20 protein-coding genes are annotated in these 23,620 nt (G+C 67.3%); 13 read left to right on the forward strand and 7 right to left on the reverse strand.

The annotated features are described in order from the left end of the window. Window positions 1–4 precede the first annotated feature (4 nt). Entirely contained in the window at window positions 5–1,501 is a 1,497-nt protein-coding gene (locus V8246_RS09985; RefSeq protein WP_336188959.1) for an aminotransferase class III-fold pyridoxal phosphate-dependent enzyme, read from the reverse strand. Between the two features lie 119 nt (window positions 1,502–1,620). Between V8246_RS09985 and V8246_RS09990 the strand changes: the two genes are divergently transcribed. From V8246_RS09990 to secF, 6 genes are all read left to right on the forward strand, one after another. After that, window positions 1,621–2,052 carry an Lrp/AsnC family transcriptional regulator gene (locus V8246_RS09990; protein ID WP_162110149.1) on the forward strand — a complete coding sequence of 144 codons (432 nt, stop codon included), beginning with the start codon at window positions 1,621–1,623 and terminating at the stop codon, window positions 2,050–2,052. Between the two features lie 59 nt (window positions 2,053–2,111). After that, window positions 2,112–3,146, forward strand: a complete 1,035-nt coding sequence (queA, locus tag V8246_RS09995) for a tRNA preQ1(34) S-adenosylmethionine ribosyltransferase-isomerase QueA (protein WP_336188960.1) — start codon at window positions 2,112–2,114, stop codon at window positions 3,144–3,146. Window positions 3,147–3,291: 145 nt separating this feature from the next. Further along, on the forward strand, window positions 3,292–4,431 hold the full coding sequence (gene tgt, locus V8246_RS10000) for a tRNA guanosine(34) transglycosylase Tgt (protein ID WP_336188961.1): 1,140 nt from the start codon (window positions 3,292–3,294) through the stop codon (window positions 4,429–4,431). A gap of 491 nt (window positions 4,432–4,922) precedes the next feature. Then, window positions 4,923–5,261 (forward strand): preprotein translocase subunit YajC, encoded by a 339-nt coding sequence (gene yajC / locus V8246_RS10005; RefSeq protein WP_162110146.1) that lies wholly within the window; start codon window positions 4,923–4,925, stop codon window positions 5,259–5,261. Between the two features lie 100 nt (window positions 5,262–5,361). After that, window positions 5,362–7,245 (forward strand): protein translocase subunit SecD, encoded by a 1,884-nt coding sequence (secD, locus tag V8246_RS10010; RefSeq protein ID WP_336188962.1) that lies wholly within the window; start codon window positions 5,362–5,364, stop codon window positions 7,243–7,245. A gap of 15 nt (window positions 7,246–7,260) precedes the next feature. After that, window positions 7,261–8,235, forward strand: a complete 975-nt coding sequence (gene secF, locus V8246_RS10015) for a protein translocase subunit SecF (RefSeq protein ID WP_336188963.1) — start codon at window positions 7,261–7,263, stop codon at window positions 8,233–8,235. A gap of 230 nt (window positions 8,236–8,465) precedes the next feature. On the opposite strand, the gene V8246_RS10020 is transcribed toward secF, so the two are convergent. Continuing rightward, entirely contained in the window at window positions 8,466–9,287 is an 822-nt protein-coding gene (locus V8246_RS10020; RefSeq protein WP_336188964.1) for an inositol monophosphatase family protein, read from the reverse strand. A 96-nt stretch (window positions 9,288–9,383) separates the two neighbouring features. On the opposite strand from V8246_RS10020, the gene V8246_RS10025 reads away from it, so the two are divergent. From V8246_RS10025 to V8246_RS10035, 3 genes are all read left to right on the forward strand, one after another. Then, window positions 9,384–10,205: an RNA methyltransferase gene (locus tag V8246_RS10025; RefSeq protein ID WP_336188965.1), complete on the forward strand. Its 822-nt coding sequence runs from the start codon at window positions 9,384–9,386 to the stop codon at window positions 10,203–10,205. 86 nt (window positions 10,206–10,291) lie between these two features. Next, on the forward strand, window positions 10,292–11,185 hold the full coding sequence (locus tag V8246_RS10030) for a phosphate/phosphite/phosphonate ABC transporter substrate-binding protein (RefSeq protein ID WP_336189091.1): 894 nt from the start codon (window positions 10,292–10,294) through the stop codon (window positions 11,183–11,185). Continuing rightward, window positions 11,182–13,302, forward strand: coding sequence for a GGDEF domain-containing protein (locus V8246_RS10035; protein ID WP_336188966.1), 2,121 nt, complete (start codon window positions 11,182–11,184; stop codon window positions 13,300–13,302). Before V8246_RS10030 ends, V8246_RS10035 begins: the two co-directional genes overlap by 4 nt. Before the next feature lie 121 nt (window positions 13,303–13,423). Here V8246_RS10035 and V8246_RS10040 read toward each other — a convergent pair whose 3' ends face one another. Next, window positions 13,424–14,044 carry an exopolysaccharide biosynthesis protein gene (locus tag V8246_RS10040; RefSeq protein ID WP_336188967.1) on the reverse strand — a complete coding sequence of 207 codons (621 nt, stop codon included), beginning with the start codon at window positions 14,042–14,044 and terminating at the stop codon, window positions 13,424–13,426. A gap of 1 nt (window position 14,045) precedes the next feature. After that, window positions 14,046–15,383 carry a hemolysin family protein gene (locus V8246_RS10045; protein ID WP_336188968.1) on the reverse strand — a complete coding sequence of 446 codons (1,338 nt, stop codon included), beginning with the start codon at window positions 15,381–15,383 and terminating at the stop codon, window positions 14,046–14,048. A gap of 268 nt (window positions 15,384–15,651) precedes the next feature. On the opposite strand from V8246_RS10045, the gene V8246_RS10050 reads away from it, so the two are divergent. Further along, window positions 15,652–16,278, forward strand: coding sequence for a DUF47 family protein (locus tag V8246_RS10050; RefSeq protein WP_162110231.1), 627 nt, complete (start codon window positions 15,652–15,654; stop codon window positions 16,276–16,278). Between the two features lie 12 nt (window positions 16,279–16,290). Beyond that, window positions 16,291–17,412: an inorganic phosphate transporter gene (locus V8246_RS10055; protein ID WP_336188969.1), complete on the forward strand. Its 1,122-nt coding sequence runs from the start codon at window positions 16,291–16,293 to the stop codon at window positions 17,410–17,412. A 155-nt stretch (window positions 17,413–17,567) separates the two neighbouring features. Here V8246_RS10055 and V8246_RS10060 read toward each other — a convergent pair whose 3' ends face one another. Further along, the gene (locus V8246_RS10060; RefSeq protein WP_162110233.1) at window positions 17,568–17,978 is read right to left on the reverse strand and encodes a hypothetical protein; all 411 of its coding nucleotides are present in this window, start codon (window positions 17,976–17,978) and stop codon (window positions 17,568–17,570) included. A 41-nt stretch (window positions 17,979–18,019) separates the two neighbouring features. On the opposite strand from V8246_RS10060, the gene V8246_RS10065 reads away from it, so the two are divergent. After that, window positions 18,020–18,358 (forward strand): MGMT family protein, encoded by a 339-nt coding sequence (locus V8246_RS10065; protein WP_336188970.1) that lies wholly within the window; start codon window positions 18,020–18,022, stop codon window positions 18,356–18,358. A gap of 43 nt (window positions 18,359–18,401) precedes the next feature. Continuing rightward, window positions 18,402–19,046 (forward strand): rhomboid family intramembrane serine protease, encoded by a 645-nt coding sequence (locus tag V8246_RS10070; protein ID WP_336188971.1) that lies wholly within the window; start codon window positions 18,402–18,404, stop codon window positions 19,044–19,046. A 62-nt stretch (window positions 19,047–19,108) separates the two neighbouring features. Here V8246_RS10070 and V8246_RS10075 read toward each other — a convergent pair whose 3' ends face one another. Continuing rightward, complete coding sequence (locus V8246_RS10075; RefSeq protein WP_336188972.1) at window positions 19,109–21,130, reverse strand: M13 family metallopeptidase; 2,022 nt, start codon at window positions 21,128–21,130, stop codon at window positions 19,109–19,111. 205 nt (window positions 21,131–21,335) lie between these two features. Continuing rightward, entirely contained in the window at window positions 21,336–23,414 is a 2,079-nt protein-coding gene (locus tag V8246_RS10080; protein WP_336189092.1) for a M13-type metalloendopeptidase, read from the reverse strand. Window positions 23,415–23,620: the final 206 nt, after the last annotated feature.

Genomic DNA, 23,620 nt, shown 5'->3' on the forward strand with positions numbered 1-23,620 from the left:
AATGTCAGGCCGCCGCGGCCTGGCTGATGCGCGGACCTTCGCGCAGCGCCTTGCCCACCATGCCGACCAACAGGTCCAGCTCTTCGGCGTCCATCGCGAAGTGCGGGGTGAAACGCAGCGAGTTGGCGCCGCCATGGATGACGTTCAGGCCGTGCTGGCGCAGCCATTCCTCGGTGGAGCCGGCGCCGTAGCACTTGAAGGCCGGCGACAGCTCGCACGAGAACAGCAGGCCGGTGCCCTGCACGTTGGTGATCAGGCCGCCGAGTTCCGCCTGCAGCTGCTGCAGCTTCTGCACCGCTTCGACGCCGCGCTTGCGGATGTTGTCGCGTACCTGCGGGGTCAGCTGGGCCAGGGTGGCGCAGGCCACGTCCAACGCGCGCGGGTTGGTGGTCATGGTGTTGCCGTACACGCCCTTGCGGTACAGGCCGGCCGCACGCTCGTTCACGGCGAGCACCGACAGCGGGTACTGCGCGGCGTTCAGCGCCTTGGAGTAGGTTTCCATGTCCGGCGCGTCCAGGCCTTCGAAGCCCGGGTAGTCGACGATGGACAGCACGCCATGCGCGCGCAGACCGGCCTGGATGGAGTCGACCAGGAACAGGCTGCCATGGCTGCGGGTCAGCTCGCGCGCGGCGGCATAGAACGCGGGCGGCACCGAACGGCCCGGATCGCCTTCGCCCATCACCGGTTCCAGGAACACGGCTTCGACGAACCAGCCCTTGGCCTCCGCATCGGCGAAGGCCTGCTTCAGCGCATCGACGTCGTACGGCGGGATGGCGATGACCGAATCTTCGCCGCGGTAGCTGGCCAGGTGCTGCTGGTAGGACTTGCGCGAGGAATCCGAATACAGCGCCGGGCGCTCGGTGCGGCCGTGGAAGCTGCCCTTCACCACGATGCGCTTAATGGTCCGGCCGGCGTGGCGGCCGTCCGGATCGGTCATCAGCTTGCTGTTGATGTCGGCGATGCGTGCGGCCAGGCCGACCGATTCGGAACCCGAGTTGAGGCACAGGAACTTCGCGAACGGGCAGCCGCCGCGGGTGTGGCCGATTTCCTTGCGCAGGGCGCGGTCGAAGCGCAGCTGCGACAGGCTGGGGGTCATGATGTTGGCCATCACCTGGGGCCGCGCCATCGCATCGAGCACGGCGGCCGGCGTGTGGCCGAAGCCCAGCATGCCGTAGCCGCCGGCGTCGTACAGCACGGCGCCATTGAGCGTGACCACCCAGGGACCACGCGCGGCCAGTGCGATGTACGGATTGACCGCGTCGTCGGCATAGAAGTTGACGTAGCCGGCCTGCACGGCGCGCAGCTGCTCGGCCTCATCGAGGTCGAACAGTTCGGCGAACTCGTCCTTCAGGCGCGCGTGCTCGGCGGCGGCGGCCTCGATGACGGCGGCGAGGTCCGGGTGGCCCTTGGCCAGGCGTTCGACGGTGGCATCGTCCAGGCCGTGGGTCAGGCGCTGGCCCGTGTGGGCGCGCAGGGGGGCGAGGGCGTCGGTCAGGGCCATGGCGTAGCTCCGGAAAAGAGGGGCAAACCTCTATTATCGGGATTAACTCGTCGCTTGACAGTTGTGATCTGCGCTAAATTCATGGATATTTCGTCGATTCGACGAAATGAAGCGCCCCCATGAAGCTCACCGACGCCGACCAGCAACTGCTCTCAGTGCTCCGTGAGAACGCACGCGCCTCCACCGCCCAGATCGCCCGCCGGCTGAACCTCTCGCGGACCACGGTGCAGAGCCGGATCGAGCGGCTGGAACGCGAGGGTGTGATCAGCGGTTACACCGTCCGCGTCCATGACGAGTACGACCGCAGCCACCTGCGCGCGCACATCATGATCGCGGTGCATCCCAAACAGATGACCTCGGTGGTGGCCGCCCTGCGCGCCATGCCGGAGCTGCGCGTGCTGCACTCGGTCAGCGGCAGCCACGACCTGATCGCCATCGGGGCGGTGCCCAGCGTCGGCGACATGGACCTGCTGACCGACCGCATCGGCGCGCTGGAAGGCGTCGAGCGCACCACCTCGTCCATCGTGCTGTCGACCAAGTTCGAGCGCTGAGCGGCGCCGGGCCGCGCGGGCCGGTCACGTACAATGCACGCCCCCGTAAGGCACTGACCGTGAAGAAGTCCGATTTCCATTTCGACCTGCCCGAGGCGCTGATCGCCCAGGCGCCGCTGCCGGAGCGTTCCGCCAGCCGCCTGCTGGTGGTGCCGCCGGGCGACGCGCCGTTCGCGGATCGCCACGTCCGCGACCTGCCCGAATGGCTGCAGCCGGGCGATCTGCTGGTTTTCAACGACACCCGCGTGATTCCGGCGCGCCTGTTCGGGCAGAAGGAAAGCGGCGGTCGCGTGGAGATCCTGATCGAGCGCCTGTTGCCTGAGAATGCCGCGCGGGCGCAGGTGGGCGCCAGCAAGTCGCCCAAGCCGGGCAGCCGCATCCAGCTGGATGCCGGCGGCGAAGCGGAAGTGGTCGGCCGCGACGGCGAGTTCTACCAGTTGCGCTTCCATGTGTCCGGCGCTCTTGAGAGCTGGCTGCAGAAGGCCGGGCGCCTGCCGCTGCCGCCCTACATACAGCGTGCGCCCGGGCAGGACGACGACGAGCGGTATCAGACCGTATTCGCGCGCGAACTGGGCGCGGTCGCGGCGCCGACCGCGGGCCTGCACTTCGACGATGCGCTGCTTGCCACGCTGCGCGACCACGGCGTCGAATTCGGTCACGTGACGCTGCACGTCGGCGCCGGTACGTTCCAGCCGATGCGCGTGGACAATATCCATGAGCACCGCATGCACAGCGAGTGGCTGAACGTCGGCGCGGCACTGGTCGAGCAGGTGCGCGCGACGCGCGCCCGCGGCGGCCGCGTCGTCGCAGTGGGCACCACGGTCGTGCGCGCACTGGAATCGGCCATGCGCGATGGCGAACTGCAGCCCTTCGCCGGCGAGACGCAGATCTTCATCTTCCCCGGCTACCGCATCCGCAGCGTCGATGCGATGGTCACCAATTTCCACCTGCCGGAAAGCACGCTGCTGATGCTGGTCAGCGCGTTCGCCGGCAAGGACCGGATCATGGCCGCCTACGCCCATGCGGTGCGCGAACAGTACCGGTTCTTTTCCTACGGAGATGCGATGCTCCTGTTTCCGGAGTATGCCAAGTGAAGTGCCGGCACATTGTCCTCTTGCGGTCATTCCGGCGAAAGCCGGAATCCATCTTGATCTTGGCATCCCAGCCGAGCGGTAAGAGCCAAATGGATTCCGGCTTTCGCTGGAATGACGGGAGTCAGGCGCGCGGCGGGGTTGCCGCATGAGCCGCATGTCCTTCGATCTGCTGACCACCGACGGCGTGGCCCGCCGTGGCCGGCTTACGTTCCCGCGCGGCACCATCGAGACGCCGGCCTTCATGCCGGTGGGCACCTACGGCTCGGTGAAGGGCATCCTGCCCGAGCACGTCGAGGACCTGGGCGCGGAGATCATCCTGGGCAACACCTTCCACCTGTACCTGCGGCCCGGGCTGGAGGTCATCGGCGAACACGGCGGCCTGCATGGTTTCGCGCGCTGGAACAAGCCCATCCTCACCGACTCCGGCGGCTTCCAGGTGTTCTCGCTGGCGCATCGCCGCAAGATCACCGAGCAGGGCGTGACGTTCGCCTCGCCGGTGGACGGGGCGAAGGTGTTCCTGGGGCCCGAAGAGAGCATGCGCATCCAGCAGGTGCTGGGCAGCGACATCGTGATGATCTTCGACGAATGCCCTCCGGTGAATATCGACGGCAAACCCGTGGACAAACGCGTCATCGAGCGATCCATGGAACTGTCGCTGCGCTGGGCGGAGCGATCGAAGTACGCCCATGAAGGCAATGACGCTGCGCTGTTCGGCATCGTGCAAGGCGGCGTGCACCACGACCTGCGCACGCGCTCGGCGGACGGGCTGAAGGGCATCGGTTTCGACGGTTACGCGATCGGCGGCCTGGCGGTCGGCGAGACCGAGGCCGAACGCAATGCCATGCTGGAGCACACCTGCCCGCAGCTGCCGGCGGACCAGCCGCGTTACCTGATGGGCGTGGGGCGGCCCGAAGACCTGGTGGAGGCGGTCGCGCGCGGCGTGGACATGTTCGACTGCGTCATGCCCACCCGCAACGCGCGCAACGGCCACTACTTCACCTCGTTCGGCACGGTGCGCATCCGCAACGCGAAGTACGAGCACGACCTGCAGCCCATCGAGCCCGGCTGCGGCTGCTATGCCTGTCGCAACGGCTTCACCCGCAGCTACCTGCGCCACCTGGACCGCTGCAACGAGATGCTGGCCCCGATGCTCGGCACCCTGCACAACCTCTGGTACTACCAGCAGCTGATGGCGCAGATGCGGGCGGCGATCGCGGAGGGCCGGTTCTCGGCTTTCCGTGCCGCCTTCTACGCGGCGCGGGGCGTGGCCCCCGCGCCTTTGTGACCGGTCGCATCTCCCCTTGACCGCTGCCCCGTAGGAGCGGGCCATGCCCGCGATGCGTCACCAGAGGCTTTTGCAGGAGCGGGCCATGCCCGCGGTGCTCTCCTTGAGGCATGCGGAAGAGCATCGCGCCCATGGGGCGCTCCTACAAAGCGAGGTTCGGCGCCGGGGAGGTCGCCATTGCCCACGACGCATCAACATGGGTCTGTGGGGCGCGGCCTGCCCGCGAAGCGCCCTCAGAGGCTGTTGTAGGAGCGGGCCATGCCCGCGATGCTCTCCTTGGGGCGTGCGGAAGAACATCGAGCCCCTGGGGCGCTCCAGCAGGCTTCGGGGGCGAGGCGGAGCCCTTCGGCGGGGCCGCATGCCAGCGCCGGCCGGGAACCATCCGGCGCCGATGCGGTCATTTCTGGTCCGGGCCGACGGGGAGGCCCGGGCGGGGCTTCCCGCCGCGTGGCATAATCCCCGGCTGCTTTCGATACCGACTGGACAAGTCCATGAATCTGCTTGATTTCTTCGTTGCTCCCGTGTTCGCCCAGGCCGCGCCGGCCCAGCCGGGCATGGGCGGCTTCGGCCTGCTGATGCCGATCGCGCTGATCGCCATCATGTACTTCCTGATGATCCGCCCGCAGATGAAGCGCGCCAAGGAACACCGCGCCATGCTGGACAAGCTGTCCAAGGGTGACGAGGTCATCACCTCCGGCGGCATCGCCGGCACGGTGACCGACATCGGCGACAACTTCGTCACCCTGGAAGTGGCCGACAACGTGCGTGTGCGCGTGCAGAAGGCCGCCGTGGGCAACGTGCTGCCGAAGGGCACGCTGAAGTCCGCCTGATCCATCCCGCTCCGCCGCGCGGGCGGCGGAGCGGATTCCGCGTTTCCATCCGAACCACTGCTGAGCGCATGCCCGGGAAGGGCCTGTGCGGGTCGCCCCGATGCTTGAATTCCCACGCTGGAAATACGTCCTGATCCTGATCGTCGTGTTGGCGAGCGCGTTGTACGCGCTGCCTAACCTGTACCCTCAGGATCCCTCCGTGCAGATCACCGCCAACCGTGGCTTCGCCATCGACGACGCCTTGCGCGGACGCGTGGATGCCGCCCTGAAGGACGCGGGTGTGCAGGCGAAGGAGGTCGATGCCGAGGCCGGCGCCATGCTCGTGCGTCTGCCCAGCCTGGAAGCGCAGACCGCCGCCAACGACGCCCTGCGCAAGGCGTTGGGCGAGGACTACCTGGTCGCGCTGAATCTCGCTTCCACGGTGCCGGACTGGCTGGGCAACCTTGGCGCACGCCCGATGGTGCAGGGCCTGGACCTTCAGGGTGGCGTGCACTTCGTGCTGCAGGTCGACCAGAAGGCGGCACTCGACAAGCGGGTGGAGGGCTATCTGGAGGACATCCGGGTCACCCTGCGCGACAAGCGCATCCGTTACACGTCCGTGGAGCGCCGTCCGAACAACAGTATCGTGGTGACGCTGGCCGCGGATGAAGACGCGGCGGCCGCGCAGCAGGCGCTGGCGCAGACGCTGAGCTCGCGCAGCAATGCCGCGGGTACGCTGGCCACGGGATCGGGCTTGACCTACCAGGCCGCCGGCCAGCAGATCACCATCGGCCTGCCGCAGGCGGAGCTGGAGCAGATCGCCAGCGAGGCGATCGAGCAGAACCTGACCACGCTGCGCAACCGGATCAACGAGATCGGCGTGGCCGAGCCCATCATCCAGCGCCAGGGCAACGACCGCGTGGTCGTGCAGCTGCCCGGCGTGCAGGACACCGCCGAGGCCAAGCGCCTGATCGGTGCGACCGCCACGCTGGAGTTCCGCGCCGTGGTGGAAGGCAATGCCGCCGATGCCGTGGCCAGCGGCCGCATCCCGCCCGAGGCCAAGGTCTACCAGTTGCGCGACAACGGCGGCCCGGTGCTGCTGAACAAGCGTGTGCTGGCGTCCGGCGACGAGATGGTCAACGCCCGCGTGGGCGTGGACAACAACGGCCTGCCGGCCGTGGACGTGACCCTCAACAACGTCGCCGGCCAGCGCATGTTCGACTACACCAGCGCCAATGTAGGCAAGCTGATGTCGGTGGTGTACATCGAGCGCGTGCCGACCGTGACCATGGTCGATGGCAAGGAAGTGCGCAGCGTGCGCGTGCGCGAGGAGGCCTTGGCGCCCACCCGCATCGCCGGTGTGTTCGGCAAGAACTTCCAGACCACGGGACTGGAGAAGGCCGAGGCCGAGAACCTGGCCAAGCTGCTGCGCGCCGGCTCTCTGGCGGCGCCGATGGACTTCATCGAAGAGCGCGTGGTCGGCCCCAGCCTGGGCGCCGAGAACGTCGCCCGCGGCACCAAGGCGGTGGTGTTCTCCTTCGTCTTCGCCCTGGCGTTCTTCCTGGTGTACTACCGGATGTTCGGCCTGATCACCTGCATCGCGCTGTTGCTCAACCTGGTGATGGTGGTGGCGGTAATGTCGTTGTTCGGTGCGACGATGACGCTGCCGGGCTTCGCCGGACTGGCGCTGACCATCGGCATGTCGGTGGACGCCAACGTGCTGATCAACGAACGCATACGCGAGGAGTTGCGGGCGGGGGTGCCGCCCCAGGCCGCCATCGCCACCGGTTACGACAAGGCGTCGGGCACGATCTTCGACTCCAACATGACCGCGCTGTTGGCCGGCGTGGCGCTGTACGCCTTTGGCACCGGCCCGCTCAAGGGCTTCGCGGTGACGATGGTCATCGGCATCCTGACGTCCGTGTTCACCGCGGTCACCGTGTCGCGCGGCATCGCCACCCTGATCTACGGTGGCCGTCGCAAGCTCAAGTCCATTGCCATCTGACGGGAGACAGTACCCATGAGCCTTTTCCCGTTGCGGCTGATTCCGCACACCACCAACTTCAACTTCATGCGTGTGCGCTGGGTGTCCATCGGCATCGCGGCGCTGCTGGCGATCGCCGCTATCGGCGCCATCGTGGTCAAGAACTTCAATTTCGCATTGGATTTCACCGGCGGTACGGTGGTCGAGCTGCGCTTCCAGACCCCGCCCAATGTGGATGGCGTGCGCGAGCGTCTGGAAGCCGGCGGCTATGGCAGCGCTCAAGTGCAGACGTTCGGCACCGGAAGCGACCTGCTGGTACGTCTGCAGCCCCGCGAGGACGCGGGGACGGCGGCCGGTGCGGAGGCCAGTGACCGTACCGCACAGGACGTGCTGCGCCTGGCATCCAGCGAAGGCAATCAGGCGACGGTAATGCGCAGCGAGTTCGTCGGTCCGCAGGTCGGCAAGGAACTCGCGCTCAACGGCCTGTACACGCTGCTGTTCGTGGTGGTGGGCTTCCTGATCTACATTGCCGTGCGGTTCGAGTGGAAATTCGCCGTTTCGGCCATTGTTACCACCCTGGCCGACGTGCTGATCGTGGCGGGTTTCTTCGCTTTCAGCGGCATCGAGTTCGACCTGACCATCCTGGCCGGCCTGCTGTCGGTCATGGGCTTCTCGATCAACGACAAGATCGTGGTGTTCGACCGCGTGCGCGAGAACTTCCGCAACCTGCGCGCCGAACCGATGGAGATCCTCAACCGTTCGATCAATCAGACGCTGTCGCGCACGATCATCACTTCGTTCGTGGCTTTCCTGACCGTGCTGGCGCTGTACCTGTACGGAGGCGGTTCGCTGGAGGGCATGGCGCTGTCGCAGATGATCGGCATCGTGCTGGGTACGATCTCCTCGATCTTCGTGGCCTGTCCGCTGCTGACCATCGGCTTCCTGAAGGTCACCAAGCAGGACCTGATGCCGAAGGCGAAGGACGAGGCGCTGCTGGCGCGCCGTCCGTAAGCGGAACACATGATCGAAAGAAAAAGGCCGCGCAGTGCGCGGCCTTTTTTGTTGGTGTCGTCTCTGTAGGAGCGACGTGAGTCGCGACCGCACGGCCAGATCGACCGGTTCAAACAGTTTGGAAATGGTCGACCGGGCCAGGAAGGCCCCTTGGCTGATCGTACGCCGGGTGTTCCAGTTCCCGGTCGCGACTCACGTCGCTCCTACAGAAAGCAGAACGGTGTCGTGTTTCAGCCGTTGAATGAAGCGGCGTAGCCGGAAGATACGATGGTCTTCTGCAGCGCCTCGGCGACCTTCAGGTTGCCGGCCACGATCTGGCGGGGCAGGGCGGTGCGGCCGTCGATCTTGCCCAGCGCGGCGCCGCGGAAATCGCATACCTTGCCGCCGGCTTCGCGCACCAGCAGCACGCCCGCGGCGATGTCCCAGTCCTTCACGCCGGCTTCGAAGTAGGCATCCGAACGACCGCAGGCCACATAAGCCAGGTCCAGCGCGGCCGAGCCGGTGCGGCGGATGTCTTCGGCATGCACCAGCAGCTCGCGCACGCATTCCAGCTGCGCCCCGGCGCGGGCGCGCTCGCGTGGCGGGAAGCCGGTGGTGATCATGGCGCCAGTCAGTTCCTTGCGGTCGGTCACGCGGATGCGGCGCTCGTTGAGCTGGGCGCCGGCGCCGCGGCTGGCGGTGAACAGATCGTTGCGCAGCGGGTCGAAGATCACCGCGTCGGTGGGTTCGCCGTTGTCCACCAGCGCGATGGACACGCAGTAGTGCGGAAAGCCGCGCAGGTAGTTGCTGGTGCCGTCCAGCGGGTCGATCACGAAGGTGTAGCGCCCGTTGATCTGGGCGCCGCTCTCCTCGCCGACGAAGCCGTAATCCGGATAGGCCCGGCGAAGCTCCTTGATGATGACCTTCTCGGCGTCGGAGTCCACTTCGCTGGCGTAATCCATCCGCTCCTTCTGCACCACGTTCAGAGCGTCCAGCTTGTTGATGCTCCGCAACAGCACGTTGCCTGCCAGGCGGGCGGCCTTGACCATGACGGTGACGACGGGCTTCTGCATGCGAACGGACCTCGGACAGGCGTGGGAGCGGGGCGAACAAGTGGAAAAGAGCAGCGCGGCGCAGCGGCCGGCCCGCGCAGTTTACCATTTGCCCCCATGAACACGCCTCCTTCCTTCATCGATTCCGCCTTTGCGGATCCCGCTTCCCTGGCTGCTGCCGCCCGTCTGCGCGTGGTGCTGGTGGGCACGCAGCATCCCGGCAACATCGGTGCGGCGGCCCGCGCGCTGAAGACGATGGGCCTGGCGCGCCTGGTGCTGGTCGCTCCCGAGGACTACCCGGCCGAGGAGGCCTACCGGCGCGCTGCCGGGGCCGACGACCTGTTGGGCGATGCTCCGGTGGTGGACACGCTGGCCGAGGCCGTGGCGGACTGCCACCTCGTGCTCGGCTGTACGGCGCGCAGCCGTCGCGTGCAGCTGGAAGAGCACGTCCCCCGGCAGGCCGCCGCCGTGGCGGTGGCGCGTGCCGCCGCAGGCGGGGAAGTGGCGCTGGTGTTCGGCCGTGAGCGCACCGGCCTGAGCAATGAGGAACTGCAGCTCTGCCACGCGGCCGTGCATATCCCGGCCAACCCCGGGTACAGCTCGTTGAACCTGGCCGCCGCGGTGCAGGTGCTGGCCTATGAGCTGAGGCTCGCGTTGCTGGAGGGTGCCGCGCCGGCGACCGCCGAGCCGGTCCACCCGGACGAGGTCCTGGCCAGCCATGCCCACATGGAGGGTTTCTTCACCCAGCTGGGCGATACGCTGGACGCCATCGACTTCCACAAGGGACGTACGCCCGATTCGGCCATGCGCAAGCTGCGGCGGCTGTTCAACAAGGCCCAGCTGAACGAGCAGGAGGTCCGCCTGCTTCGGGGCATCCTGGCCGATGCCCAGCGCATGGCCCGCCTGGCAGGTGGGGGCGGGACCGGATCACTGTCTTGAAGTCACGTTTTCCGATAGGCTGCCGCCATCGTTCTGGCGGGCGTCTATCGTTGCGTACAACCTGGTTCAGCCTGGCGCTGGCCGCGATCGGCGCAGCATTGCTTTCTGCCCTCACTGCGCCGGCGCATGCCGCCGGCGACGAGCGCGTACTCGTGCTGGGTCGCATCAGCGACGATCCCAAGGCGCATTACGAGCAGCTCAAGCCCCTGCTGGACTATGTGGTGCCGCGGATGCGCGATGTCGGCATCACCGAGGGCCGCATCCTGATGGCGCGCGACGCGCAGCAGATGACCAGCTACCTGCGCCGCGGTCGTGTGGACTGGGTGACCGAGACGGCCGGTACCGGCATGCAGCTGCAGCAGCGCGCCGGTGCCCGTCCGCTGCTGCTCACCGAGCGCGGCGGCGTGAGTCGCTACCATGGCGTCTTCTTCGTGCGTCGCGACAGTGGGCTGGAGCGGTTGTCGGATCTGGAGGGAAGGACGATCGCCTTCCAGAACACGGCGTCCACCAGCGCCTATTTCGCGCCGGCGACCGCGCTGCTCGATGCGGGCCAACGCCTGGAAATCCTGCTTTCGCCCATGGACCGGCCCTCGGCCGATGCCGTGGGTTACGTGTTCGCACGGTCGGAGCTCAACATCGCCGCCTGGGTGCACAAGCGGCTGGTCGACGCCGGCGTGGTGAGCAACCTGGACTGGGACGATGTGCGCCGGATGCCACCGGCATTCCGGCGCGACTTCCGCGTCATCCATGAGACGCAGGATTTCCCGCGTGCGCTGGAGATGGTGCGCGGCGACCTGGACCCCAAGATTGAGGCGCGCCTGCGCGAAGTGCTGCTCGAGGCCGCTCAGGATCCCGCCGCCAGTGAGGCATTGAGCGTGTTCTTCCGCACGACCCGCTTCCTGCCAGTGGATCCGGCCTCCCAGCAGGCCCTGGACGACCTTCGCCGCGGTGTGGCGCGCGTCCGGGAGCAGCTGGAATGAAGTCGATGCGCTTCGGCCTGCAGGCGCGCTTCCTGGCGGCGATGGCGATCATGCTGGCGGTGGTGCTCGCCCTGCTGGGGACCCTGCTGCACCGGCAGAAGGTGATGCAGCAGGAGGTCGCCGACCTGGGGCGGGATGCCATGCACAGCATGGTCGAGGACAGCCTGCGCCGGCACGGCGAGGCCACGGTCGACCAGCTGGGCGATGCGCTGGCCAACCCGCTGTATTACTTCGACCTGGATGCCATCGGCAGCATCGTGCGTTCCGCGCAGAAGGAACCCGACGTCAGCTACGTGCTGGTCTACGACAACCAGGGCCGCATCATCCACGACGGCACGGCCGACATCGCCGTGTACGGCCAGACGATGACCGACCCGCTGGCCTACGAGGCGGTCAACGCGCGCGGCATGCATACGCAGTGGTCGGCGCAGATCGTCGACGTGTCCGAGCCGATCATGATCGGCAGCGAGCGCATAGGCGGCGTGCGCGTGGGCTATTCGGTGGCCTCGGTGCGCGCGTACGAGGAGAAGGCGATCAACGCCGCGCGCGCGCGCCTCAACGAACTCGGCGCGCGCCACCTGGGCTGGATCGCATTGCTGCTGGCGGCGCTGGTGCTGGTCTGCGTGGCCATCATGGTGTACGCGCAGCGCACCCTGGTGCGGCCCATCCGCGAGCTGGCCCGGGCGGCGCATGACATCGAGGTGGGCAACTACAACGGCGAGCGCATGGTGAGCGAGCGCCAGGACGAGGTCGGCGAACTGGTGCGCGCGTTCGGGACGATGAGCGACAGCATCGCCCGGCACGACCGCGACGTGCGGCGCATGGCCTATACCGATTCGCTGACCGGGCTGACCAACCGGCTGGCGTTCCGCGAGAGCCTGGACCACCGGCTGATGATGCTGCGTGGCGCGGGTCGGCAGCTGGCGCTGCTGTTCGCCGACATCGACGACTTCAAGCGCGTCAACGATACCCTGGGCCACGAGGCCGGCGACGAGGTGCTGCAGCAGTTCGCCCACCGCATCCGCGACGCGGTCGACCAGATGGGCGGCGACGATGCGTTGCTGGCGCGCTTCGGTGGCGACGAGTTCGTCATCCTGATCCAGGACGGCGACGTGCGCGGCAGCGCCACGCGGCTGGCGGAGAAGCTGGTGGCGGAACTGGGCCGTCCGATCGTGGTGCAGGACCGCCAGGTGTTCCTGGGCACGTCCATCGGCATCACCCTGTTCCCCGAGGATGCGTCCGGCGCCACCGCGCTGATGAAGAACGGCGACATCGCGATGTACCAAGCCAAGGTGGCGGGCAAGAACTGTTACCGGTTCTACAGCCGCGCGATGGACCAGGCCGTGGAGCGCCGCGTGCGCATGGAGCAGGAGCTGCGCGGCGCCTGGGAGCGCGGCGAACTCAGCCTGATGTACCAGCCGGTGTTCCGCATGGCCGACAGCCGCATCGTCGGTGCCGAAGCGCTGCTGCGCTGGCAGCATCCCGAGCTGGGCATGGTGGCGCCATCGGTGTTCATCGACGTGGCCGAGCAGAGCGGCCTGATCGAAATCATCGGACCGCGCGTGCTGCGCGCGGCCTGTGCGGCTGCCGCGCGCTGGGGTGGGAACCGCGAAGCGATGGATCCGCTGTTCGTCTCGGTCAACGTGTCGCCGCGCCAGCTGCGCAGCGGCGACCTGCCCGACGTGGTGGCAGAGTGCCTGCGCGACACCGGCCTGCCGGCTTCGCGCCTGCACCTGGAACTCACCGAGACCGCCGTCATCAGCGACGAGGCGCATGCCAGCGCACTGCTGGCCACGTTGCACCGCACGGGCGTGAAGGTGTGGCTGGACGACTTCGGCACCGGTTTCTCCGGCCTCAGCCACCTGCGCCGCGTACCGGTGGATGGCGTGAAGATCGACCGCAGTTTCATCGCCGACATGCTGCGCGATCCCGACGACCTGGCCCTGACCACCGCGATCATCGCCATGGCGCACTCGCTGGGCATCACCGTGGTCGCCGAGGGCGTGGAGAAGGAAGGCCAGTTCAACCTGCTGCGCGAACGCGGCTGCGACCTGGCGCAGGGCTATTGGCTGGGGTATCCGGTCACCGCAGCGGAGTTCGCGCAGCTGGTGGCGTGAGAAGCGGCGCTGTTGTAGGAGCGACGTGAGTCGCGACCACACGTTATCCGTGTCGTGACGGCATCAAGATGCTGAAGACCTGCGGTCGCGACTTACATGGTTCCTATAGAACCATGCCTGCTCAAAACCACCGCGCGAGCAGCGCGCTGGTCGCCTCCACCAGGTTGCCCGACAGGAAACCGAACACCACGACGGCGATGCCACCGGCCACCCACGCCACCAGCAGCAGGGCGCCATCGCGTTCCAGCAGCGCGAAGGCGAACAGCAACAGCAGGAATCCGAAGACGTAGTTGGTGAACGGGATGGGCAGCGCCAGCAGCACGCCCAGCAGGACCAGCAGCAGGCCGGTGAAGCTCAGGGCGATGCGATTGTCCAGGAAGGCCGTCATGCGGGGACGCACCAGCTTTTCCAGGCGCCGCAGCCAGGGCGCCATGCGCTGGCGGAACCGCATCATCGCGCTGCGATGCGGGCCGCGCCGCGCGAGGAACCCGGGCAGCCACAGCTTGCGCATCCCCAGCAGCAGTTGCACGCCGACCAGGATCACCAGCGGCCCGCCGACAGCGCCGCCTACGCCCGGGACCGGGATGAAGGCGGGCAGTACGCCCAGGAACAGCAGCATGCCGAAAGCGGCGGGCCCGAAGTCCTTGAGCAGATCACCCAGCCGGAGCACATCCTCGGGATCGCCGTCGGCGAAGCCATCGAGCAGCGCCACCGTCGTGGTGTGGTTGTCTTCGTGGCTCATGTCAGGCGACGAGGTCTTCGTCGTCGGCGTCGGGCAACCTGTGCAGCAGCAGCTTGTCGATGCGCGCGCCATCCAGGTCGACCACTTCGAAGCGCCAGCCCGCCCAGTCCAGGCGCTCACCGACGTGCGGGATGCGGCCGAAGCGCTCGATCATCATGCCGGCCAGGGTGTTGTATTCGTCGTCGTCCGGCAGCGCCACGCCGCCCAGCAGTTCGCGCAGGTCGTCGTTGGGCAGCGAGCCGTCCACCAGCAGCGAGCCGTCGTCGCGCACCACGACCAACGGCGCGTCCTCGGTGTTCTCGGCGGCCTGCAGGCGGCCGACCACCGCGCCCATCAGGTCGCTCTGGGTCACCAGGCCCTGGATCTCGCCGTACTCGTCCACCACCAGCGCCAGCGATTGCTGTTCCTCGCGGAAGATCTCCAGCAGCTTCATCGCATGGGTGGACTCGGAGACGAACAGCGGCTCGCGCAACTTGACGAACAGGTCCGGCTTCTCCACGCCAAAGCGGTCCAGCAGCGACTTCACCTCCAGCACGCCGATCACGTCCTGGTCGTCGCCGCGGTACACAGGGAAGCGCGAGAACGCCGACTCGTGCATGGTCTGCAGGTTGTCCTCGTAGGACGCCGCGGCGTCCAGCCAGGTGATCTTCTTGCGCGGCGTCATCAGGCTGTCGGCGGTGCGGTCGCCCAGGCGCAGCACGCGGTTCATCATGTTGCGCTCGTCGGCGTCGATCACGCCGGCCTCGTGCCCTTCGGACACGAGCATGCGGATTTCCTCTTCGCTGATGGTGGTGGCCTCGTCCTTGCCCAGACCCAGCATGCGCAGGACCAGGCGGGTGCTGTGGGACAGCAGCCAGACGAAGGGGAAGGCGGCCTTCGCCAGCCAGCCCATCGGCACCGCCACGACGCCGGCAATCGTCTCCGGCGCGGTGATGGCGAGGCGCTTGGGTACCAGCTCGCCGAAGATCAGCGTCATGAAGGTGATCAGGGCGACTGCCAGCGTCTTGCCGATCAACTCCGACCAGGGCTGAGGTTCGCCGACTAGGGTGAAACTGGCGGCCAGGGAGGGGAAGAGGCCCTGCAGCCGCTCGGCGATGGCCATGCCGATGGCCTCGCCACCGAACAGGCCCGTCAGCACGCCGATCAGCGTGATGCCGATCTGCACCGTGGACAGGAAGCTCTCGGGCTTCTCGGACAGGTCCAGTGCGCGCTGCGCGCGATGGCTGGTCTGCGCCATCTGCTTCAGTCGGCTCTTGCGCGAGGTCATGACCGACATCTCGGACATGGCGAAGAAGCCGTTCAGCAGGACCAGGGCGAACACGATCATCAGCTCAAGCACGGGCGCCTCCGTTCAGGGTGGGGAGGGCCGGCAGGGCGGGCGGGGTCTGTCGCGGGGGACAGTGCGGGGAGGAAGGGTCGTCGTCCATAGGGTGCACCCGGAGGCGCGGGGCGAGTTTAGCAAACGGTCTGGTGGACAAGGCGCGAAGCTGAACAAGACGTTTGGCTAATCGGAGGCCTGCCCCGGCGGCCGGACTGTCCGCCCGAGTCATGAAACGGTCATAATTCCGCCCCTGAAGCCGTCCATCCCGTGACGGTGGGACCGCCCGATGTTCTCCCTCCAGACGATCTTCGGCTCCGGCCAGCAGTTCTACACGCTGTTGGACGAAGCCGCCCAAGCCGCCCACGACAGCGCCAAGGCCCTGCACACCATGATGAAGGCCACCGACCGCCAGCCGGCGCTGGATGCCTTCAAGCTGGCGCGCCTGCGCGAGCGCGCGGCCTCGGACAAGATCGGCAAGGCGCTGGTGGACAGCTTCATCACCCCGATCGAGCGCGAGGACATCGAAGCGCTGGGTTCGGCGCTGTACAAGATCCCCAAGCAGGTGGAGAAGTTCGCCGATCGCTATTCGCTGGCCATCCAGCACCTGGAGGGCATCGATTTCGCGCCGCGCGCGGCGATGCTGGAGCAGGCGGCGTCCGTGGTCGTGGAGATGGTCCACGAGATCAAGAAGATGAACATCGACCGCATGACCTCGCTCAACGAGAAGCTGCGCGCGATCGAGAACGAGGCCGACCGGCTGATGCTGGAGCTGTACCGCGACATTTATTCCGGCCGCCTGGACCACCTGCAGATGTTCCTGCTGAAGGAGTTCTTCGAGATCCTGGAAAAAGCCATCGACCGCTGCCGCGAGGCCGGCGTGGTGGCGTACCAGATCGTGCTGAAGAACAGCTAAGGGCGCTCCGTCATGCTGACCCTCGTGCTGGTGGTGATCCTGGCCGCGCTGATCTTCGAGTTCATCAACGGTTTCCACGACACCGCCAACTCCATCGCCACCGTCGTGGCCACCAAGGTGCTGTCGCCGGGCCAGGCGGTGATGCTGGCGGCGGGCATGAACCTGATCGGCGCCCTGATGGGCACCGCCGTGGCCAAGACGATCGCCTCGGGCCTGGTCAATACCGATGTGGTGCAGGTGACCTCGCAGGTCATCCTGTGCGCCCTGCTGGGCGGTATCGTGTGGAACCTGATCACCTGGTGGAAAGGACTGCCGTCGTCGTCCTCGCATGCGCTGATCGGCGGCCTGTGCGGCGCGGCGCTGGCAGCGGCCCACAACGACTGGGCGGCGCTGATCTGGTCCGAGGCCGTGGGCGACTGGACCAAGAACAAGGGCATCCTGTGGAAGGTGGTGCTGCCCATGATCACCTCGCCGATCGCGGGCTTCCTGCTCGGCATCCTGGTGATGGTGGCGCTGTGGGGACTGATCGCGCTGCTGTCGCGTCTGGGCGGCTGGCTCGGCCGGCTGGCGCGTCCCCACTTCGTCAACCGGTTCTTCGGCAAGGCGCAGATCCTGTCGGCCGCCTACATGGGGTACGCCCACGGCCACAACGACGCGCAGAAGACCATGGGCATCATCGCGCTGACGCTGTTCGGCGCGGAGGCCAGCGGTGCGCTGGACGACCTGCCGGGCTGGCTCGCGTTCCTGCATCCGGGCGCGGCGGGCGAGCAGGACATCGCCACCTGGATCGTCATCACCTGCGCCATCGTGATGGCGCTGGGCACCGCGATGGGGGGCTGGAAGATCATCAAGACCCTCGGCCACAAGATGGTGAAGCTGCACCCCATCAACGGCTTCGCGGCGGAGACCAGTTCGGCCACCATCCTGACCGTGGCCGCGCACTTCGGCATGCCGGTGTCCACCACCCACAGCATCTCCACCGCCATCATGGGCGTGGGTTTCGCCAAGAATCCGCGCGCGCTGAAGTTCAGCGTGATCGAGCGCATCCTCTGGGCCTGGGTGCTGACCATTCCCGCCGCCGGCGGCATCGCCTACGGCCTGCTGCGCCTGCTGGAAGCGATCGGCTGGGCTTGAAAGGCCGGGATTCGTGAGCCGGGATTGAGGATTCGCCGGCACTGGCGCGCCACGCGTTATTTATCGAGCTCTACGTAAAACGGCGCGTCGAAGACGCGCCGTTTCTTTTGCTGTTGATCCTTCGAATCTCCAATCCCGATTCCAGAATCCCGGCTTTAAAGCAGATCGCCTTCGGCGGAGAGCGCACGCTCCATGCTGTCGCCGAGTCCGCCGATCTCCAGCACCAGCCGGTCCACTTCCGCCGGGCTGAGGCTTTCGTAGGGGCGGTTCTCGCACAGCTGGAGGTAGGGCACGCCGTCGAGTTCGCCGATGGCCAGGTAGCCCACGCTGCTCTGCCAGTTGAATTTCAGCGCACGCTTGGCGTCGATGCCGGTCATCGGCGCGATGACCGTACTCACGCGCAGGTAACCGCGCTCGTCGTCGTTGCCCAGCTCGGACAGGAAGATGGCCTGGTGCCGCTTGCCGTTGCCCAGCGACAGTTCCACGCAAGCGACGAAGGGGTCGTGCATGGTGACCTTGTAGCCCGATGAATTCAGGTGGCCGCGGACCTGTTCGAAGTTGTGCATGGCGTGCTCCCGTGTTGCCGATGCCGCTATGCTAATCCGGCATGAGCGCCAAGTCTCCCGAAGACCGCATCCTGGCCGCGATCCGCGCCATCCCGCGCGGGCAGGTGGCCGGCTATGGCGAAGTGGCGTACCGCGCCGGACTGCCCGGCCGCGCCCGGCTGGCGGCACGCATCCTCAGCCAGAACGAAGATCCCGGGCTGCCCTGGCACCGCGTGCTGCGGTCGGATGGACGCATTGCGTTCCCGGAAGGCTCGCGGGCGTATCGCGAGCAGAGCCAGCGCCTTCGTGCGGAAGGCGTGACGGTGGAGAACGGGCGGGTGAAGCGCCCGCGCAGGACCGATACGCTGGACGAGGCGCTGTGGGGGCCAGGCGAACGTTGAGGCGCGTCCCGTATGATGTGAGGCGGACGTTCCGAGGCCTGCCATGTTCCCCCGACTTCTCCCCGTCACCCGCGCGCTGCTGATCGCCAACGTCGCCGTCTACCTGTTGCAGCTGGTGGCGGGCAACGTCCTGATGGACTGGCTCGCGCTGTGGCCGCTCGGGTACGGGTTCATGCCATGGCAGCTGCTGACCTACGGCTTCCTGCACGATACCGGCGGCATCGGCCATCTTGCGTTCAACATGCTGGCGCTCTACATGTTCGGGTCGCCACTGGAGCAGACCTGGGGTGGAAGGCGCTTCCTGACGTTCTTCCTGGTCTGCGTGGCCGGTGCGGGGCTGCTGCAGTTGGCGGTGGGCGGGTGGATGATGGCCGGGGGCGCGCCTCCGTACCCGACGGTCGGCGCCTCGGGTGGCGTGTTCGGCCTGCTGCTGGGCTACGGGATGCTGTTCCCCAACCAGCGCATGATCGTGTTTCCGCTGCCCATGGAAATCCGGGCACGCACGCTGGTCATCTTCTATGCCGTGATCGCGCTGGTGCTGGGCTTCACCGGCCTGCAGCCGGGCGTGGCGCATTTCGCGCACCTGGGCGGCATGGTGTTCGGCTGGCTGATGATCCGTTACTGGCGTGGGCAGCCGCCGTTCGGGCGCAGCGGGAAAGGTCCGCCGCGCATGCGCATCGTCAAGTGATGCGGCGTTAGAAGAACGGCGCGGATATCCGCGCCGTTTTCATGCCGTCCTTCGCGATGGTCTTAGCGCCAGATGCGGATCTGTCCGGCTTCGTTCGCCTGCATCGGCTGGCCGGCCTTGCACGCGAAGGCCTGCGCGAAGGACGGTTGCTGCGTCAGCGGGCCGTTGGCGCGCCACTGGCCCGGCGCGTGCACGTCGACGGCCGCACGCTGCGCGGCTTCGGTGTCCGACAGGTTCTGCGCCCACAGCGTGGCCCAGGCCTTGTAGAACGACTGCTTCGCGGCGGCGTTGGCCTGCGGTTCGGCGCTGGCGAAGGCGTCCCATGCCAGTTCCACGCCGGCCAGGTCGGCCAGGTTCTCGTCCCGCGTCAGCGCGCCGTTGACCTTGACGTTCTTCAGCACCGGGAAGGCGTAGCCGTTGTACTGAGCAACCACCTTGTCGCCCAGCGCATTCCACGCGGCCACATCGGCGGGCGTCCACCAGTCGCGCAGCTGGCCCTGGGCGTCGACCATGCGGCCCTTCACGTCGAAGCCGCGGCTCAGTTCATGGCCCACCAGGGCACCGAACGCGCCGTACTGCACGGCGGCCGGCTGCTTCGCATCGAAGATCTCTTCCTGCAGCACCGCCGCCGTGACGATCAGGCGATTCTGCGCCAGGTCGTAGGCCAGCGCGGGCTGCTGCGGCAGCACGTCCCAGCGACGGTCGGCGTTGCCCTTGCCGATGCGCTTCATCTCCTCGCGATGGCGCCAGGTGGAGGCGATCAGCATGTTGCCGCCGAAGCTGCCGCGACCCATCGGCTGCACGCTGTAGTCGAGGTCGCGGCGGGGCGTGCCGACTTCGATCTTCAGCTTGTCCAGCTTGGCCTTGGCTTCGCTTTTGGCGGCATCGCTGAGCCAGGGGCTGCGCTCGATGCCGCGGTCCAGGGCGTCGCGCACCTGGCCGGCGATCTGCTCGGCGCGCCGCTTGTGGTCGGCGGGCACGTAGCGCGCGGCGTATTCCTTGCCCAGCATCGGACCTGCGGCCAGGTTGATGGCGTCCAGCACCTGGCGCCAGCGCGGCGCCGGCGCGGCTTCGCCACGCAGCACGCGACCGCGGAACTCAAACTCGGCCTCGCGGAACGGCTTGGCCAGGTACGGCGCCATGGCATCGCCCACGCGCCAGCGCAGATAGGCCTTCCACTGGTCGGGCTTGAGGCTGCCCACCAGGCCGTCCAGGCGCTTGAACAGCGCCGGGTCGGCCAGGGATACGGTGTCGTCGCTGACGCCCTGCGCCTTCAGGAAGGCGTCCAGCTGCAGGTTGCGGTACTGCTTGCCCAGGTCCTTGGTCGGCACCGGTGCGTAGTTCGCGAACGGGCTGCGCAGTTCGACGACGGGTTTGGAGACCTGCGCCAGCTTGGTCTCCAGGTCGATCACCAGCGCCGATTCGGCATCCAGCCGGTTGGCCGGGGTGCCGGTCAGCGCCAGTACCTGCTTGACATAGCCGCGATAGCGGCCGAGCAGCTCGCGGGTGTCGGCATCGGTGCGGGTGTAGTAGGCCGGGTCGGGCAGGCCCAGGCCACCCTGCATGAAGTAGCCGATGTGGCGGTCCAGCGCCTGCAGGTCCACGTCGGGGCTGAAGTTGAAGGCCACCGGGATGCCCACCTGGTGCAGCGCGGCGATGGCCGGCGCGACGTCCTTGGGCTTCTTGATGGCGTTGATGCGGTCCAGCAGCGGCGCGATCGGCCTGGAACCGTCGGCCTCGACGGCGGTTTCGTCCAGGCCGCTGGCCCAGAAGTCGCCCAGCAGCTTCTGCACGTTGCCCTGCGGCGTGCGCATCGCGTTGTCGAGCAGCGCGCGCTGCTGTTCCAGCGTGCGCTCGCGGAAGGCGCCCAGCACGCTGACCGAACCGGCATCGGCAGGCACGCTGTTCTTCTTCAGCCAGTCCGCATTGGTCGCGGTGTAGAAGTCGGTGCACTCGGCGCTGACGGCGGGCGCGCGCGCCGCGCGCTTCTTGCGCTGGGCTTCGGCATCCGGGGCGCCCAGGGCGATGACAAGGGCGAAAGCGATCAGGGTGGGGCGGCCGAGTGCGGTGCGCGGGAGGGACATCAGGAGCTTCCGTGATTCAGGGGTCGGGCGATTCTAGCAAGCGCGCCGCGCCGGCCCCGTCGCGCCGTGGCGCAAATGCCGCCACATTTGGCGTCGCCAATCCGCCCTGTGTCACAGACTGGGCCGCCGGGCCGGCATCCGTCGGGTCGGAAAAGGAAAAGGCCCGGACATGCCGGGCCTTTCCGGGTAACACACGGGTGTGTGCTTACCAGATCACGACCTGCTGGTCGCCCGTGCGCACCATCGCATCGCCCGGCTTGCAGGAGAACGCGGCCGCGAACGTCGGCAGGTTGGACGGCGCACCGATGGCGCGGAACTGCGCCGGGGCGTGTTCGTCGGTGGCGATGCGGTTCTTCAGCTCTTCCGGGGTGAAGTTGCGGCGCCACACCGTGGCCCAGTTGAGGAAGAAACGCTGGTCGCGCGTCAGCCCGTCGGTCATCGGGTCCGGCGTGCCTTCGGTGGCCTTCTTCATCGCGTCGTAGGCCGTGGCCAGGCCGCCGAGGTCGGCGATGTTTTCGCCCAGGGTGTGGTTGCCGTTGATCTTCTGGCCGTCGGCGGTGCGGTAGCCGTCGAACTGCGCCACCAGCTTGCCGGTCAGCGCCTTGAAGCCCTTGGAATCGGCATCGCTCCACCAGTTCTCGAATTTGCCGGTGGGCCCGAAACGGCTGCCCTGGTCGTCGTAACCGTGGGTCATCTCGTGGCCGATCACCGCGCCGATGCCGCCGTAGTTCATCTCATCCGTGGCGTTGGGGTCGAAGAACGGCGGCTGCAGGATGGCGGCCGGGAACACGATTTCGTTCTGCAGCGGGTTGTAGTACGCGTTGACCATCTGCGGCGGCATGCCCCATTCGGTCCTGTCCACGGGCTTGCCGATCTTGCCCAGGTTCCACTTGTAGTTGAACTCCATCGCCGCCAGCACGTTGCCGATGTAGCTGTCGCGGCTGGTGGACAGGCCGGTCCAGTCGCGCCACTTGTCCGGGTAGCCGATCTTGGTGGTGAAGGCGGCCTGCTTCTCCATCGCCTTGGCCTTGGTTTCGTCGCTCATCCAAGTCAGGTTCTGGATGCGCGCCTTGAGCGCCGTGCCCAGGTTCGCCACCAGGGTTTCCATCTTGGCCTTGGCTTCCGGCGAGAAGGCGACCTTCACGTACATCTGGCCCAGTGCTTCGCCGCTCTGGTTCTCGATGGTGGACAGCACGCGCTTCCAGCGCGGCTCGATCTCCTTCTGGCCGCGCAACGTCTTGGCGTAGAAATTGAAGTTCTCGTTGGCGAAGGCATCGCTCAGGTAGGGCGACGCACCGTCGATGGTGTGGAAGCGCAGGTAGGCGCGCCATGCGGCGGGGTCAGTGTCGCCCAGCATCTTGCTGACTTCCTGGTGGAAGGCGGGCACGGCCAGCGAGAACTTCTCCTGCGGCGCCACGCCCTGCGATTCGAAGAACTTCGTCCAGGAGAAGTTGGGCGTCAGCTTGTCTGCGTCGGCCAGCGTGACCGGGTTGTAGTACAGCGATACGTCGCGCGACATTTCTTCGTTCGACTTCGACACCTTCGCCAGGCGCGTCTCGAACGCCATGATGTCGCTGGCCTGCTTCTGCGCGTCGGCTGCGGCCACGCCGGACAGCTCCAGCACCTTGGCGATGTGCTTCACGTACTCGTCGCGGATGTTCTTCTTGTCGGCGTCGAAGTAGAAGTTCTTGTCCGGCAGGCCCAGGCCGCCCTGGAAGGCGTACGCCATGTTGGTATCGGGCTTGTTGAAGTCGGCTTCGGCGCCGAAGCCGAACAGGAAGGCCTGGCCCTTGGCGGCTGTCTGGTTGAGATACGCGACGATGGCGTCCTTGTCCTGCAGGCCGTCGATCGCCTTCAGCATCGGCGCGATCGGCTCGATGCCCTGTGCGTTGGCCTTGGCCTCGTCCATGCCGGTGGCCCACAGGTCGCCGACGATCTTCTCCACGCCGGTCGCGCCCGGGTGCGCGGCGGCCTGCTCGGCCAACTGCTTCTGCACGGCCGTGGAACGCTCGTCCAGCATCTCGAAAGCGCCCCAGCTGGTGCGGTCGCTGGGGATGGCGTTGGCGGCCAGCCACTTGCCGTTGGCGTAACCGGCGAAGTCGGTGCAGGCGTTCTTGGTGGTGTCCAGGTCGCCGATCTGGAAGCGGTTCACGCCCGGCAAGCTGCTCTCGTCGAGCTTCAGCTGCAGCGCATCCGGCGCCTTCGCGGTCATGTCGGCGGCCGGGGCGGCGTCTTCCTTCTTGGCGCAGGCGGCCAGCGCGGCGGCCACCGCGAGCGAGAGCATCAGGATCTGGGGTTTGCGGGCAATCACGGTCTACTCCGGCCCCGGACGGGGGCAGTCGAAAAAAGGAACCCCCGGGCGGGGGCGTGCGGCGACTCTACGCCTGTCGGGGGTGGGTCAGGTGTGTCGAAGGTCATGGTGGGCCGGCGCGTGGAACCCGGCACCCGGGGGCAGGGCCGTCGCCGCGTACGGACCGTTTCCCTCAGCCG

Origin of the sequence: Pseudoxanthomonas sp. F11 (genome assembly GCF_037046485.1) — a bacterium.
In the GTDB taxonomy this organism is placed as follows: Bacteria; Pseudomonadota; Gammaproteobacteria; order Xanthomonadales; family Xanthomonadaceae; genus Pseudoxanthomonas_A.

Bases quoted from the DNA above. Each gene is read 5' to 3' on its own strand.
- V8246_RS09985 (WP_336188959.1), bottom strand. From the start codon at position 1,501: ATGGCCCTGACCGACGCCCTCGCCCCCCTGCGCGCCCACACGGGCCAG.
- V8246_RS09990 (WP_162110149.1), top strand. From the start codon at position 1,621: ATGAAGCTCACCGACGCCGACCAGCAACTGCTCTCAGTGCTCCGTGAG.
- tgt (WP_336188961.1), top strand. From the start codon at position 3,292: ATGAGCCGCATGTCCTTCGATCTGCTGACCACCGACGGCGTGGCCCGC.
- yajC (WP_162110146.1), top strand. From the start codon at position 4,923: ATGAATCTGCTTGATTTCTTCGTTGCTCCCGTGTTCGCCCAGGCCGCG.
- secD (WP_336188962.1), top strand. From the start codon at position 5,362: ATGCTTGAATTCCCACGCTGGAAATACGTCCTGATCCTGATCGTCGTG.
- secF (WP_336188963.1), top strand. From the start codon at position 7,261: ATGAGCCTTTTCCCGTTGCGGCTGATTCCGCACACCACCAACTTCAAC.
- V8246_RS10020 (WP_336188964.1), bottom strand. From the start codon at position 9,287: ATGCAGAAGCCCGTCGTCACCGTCATGGTCAAGGCCGCCCGCCTGGCA.
- V8246_RS10025 (WP_336188965.1), top strand. From the start codon at position 9,384: ATGAACACGCCTCCTTCCTTCATCGATTCCGCCTTTGCGGATCCCGCT.
- V8246_RS10035 (WP_336188966.1), top strand. From the start codon at position 11,182: ATGAAGTCGATGCGCTTCGGCCTGCAGGCGCGCTTCCTGGCGGCGATG.
- V8246_RS10040 (WP_336188967.1), bottom strand. From the start codon at position 14,044: ATGAGCCACGAAGACAACCACACCACGACGGTGGCGCTGCTCGATGGC.
- V8246_RS10050 (WP_162110231.1), top strand. From the start codon at position 15,652: ATGTTCTCCCTCCAGACGATCTTCGGCTCCGGCCAGCAGTTCTACACG.
- V8246_RS10055 (WP_336188969.1), top strand. From the start codon at position 16,291: ATGCTGACCCTCGTGCTGGTGGTGATCCTGGCCGCGCTGATCTTCGAG.
- V8246_RS10060 (WP_162110233.1), bottom strand. From the start codon at position 17,978: ATGCACAACTTCGAACAGGTCCGCGGCCACCTGAATTCATCGGGCTAC.
- V8246_RS10065 (WP_336188970.1), top strand. From the start codon at position 18,020: ATGAGCGCCAAGTCTCCCGAAGACCGCATCCTGGCCGCGATCCGCGCC.
- V8246_RS10070 (WP_336188971.1), top strand. From the start codon at position 18,402: ATGTTCCCCCGACTTCTCCCCGTCACCCGCGCGCTGCTGATCGCCAAC.
- V8246_RS10075 (WP_336188972.1), bottom strand. From the start codon at position 21,130: ATGTCCCTCCCGCGCACCGCACTCGGCCGCCCCACCCTGATCGCTTTC.
- V8246_RS10080 (WP_336189092.1), bottom strand. From the start codon at position 23,414: ATGCTCTCGCTCGCGGTGGCCGCCGCGCTGGCCGCCTGCGCCAAGAAG.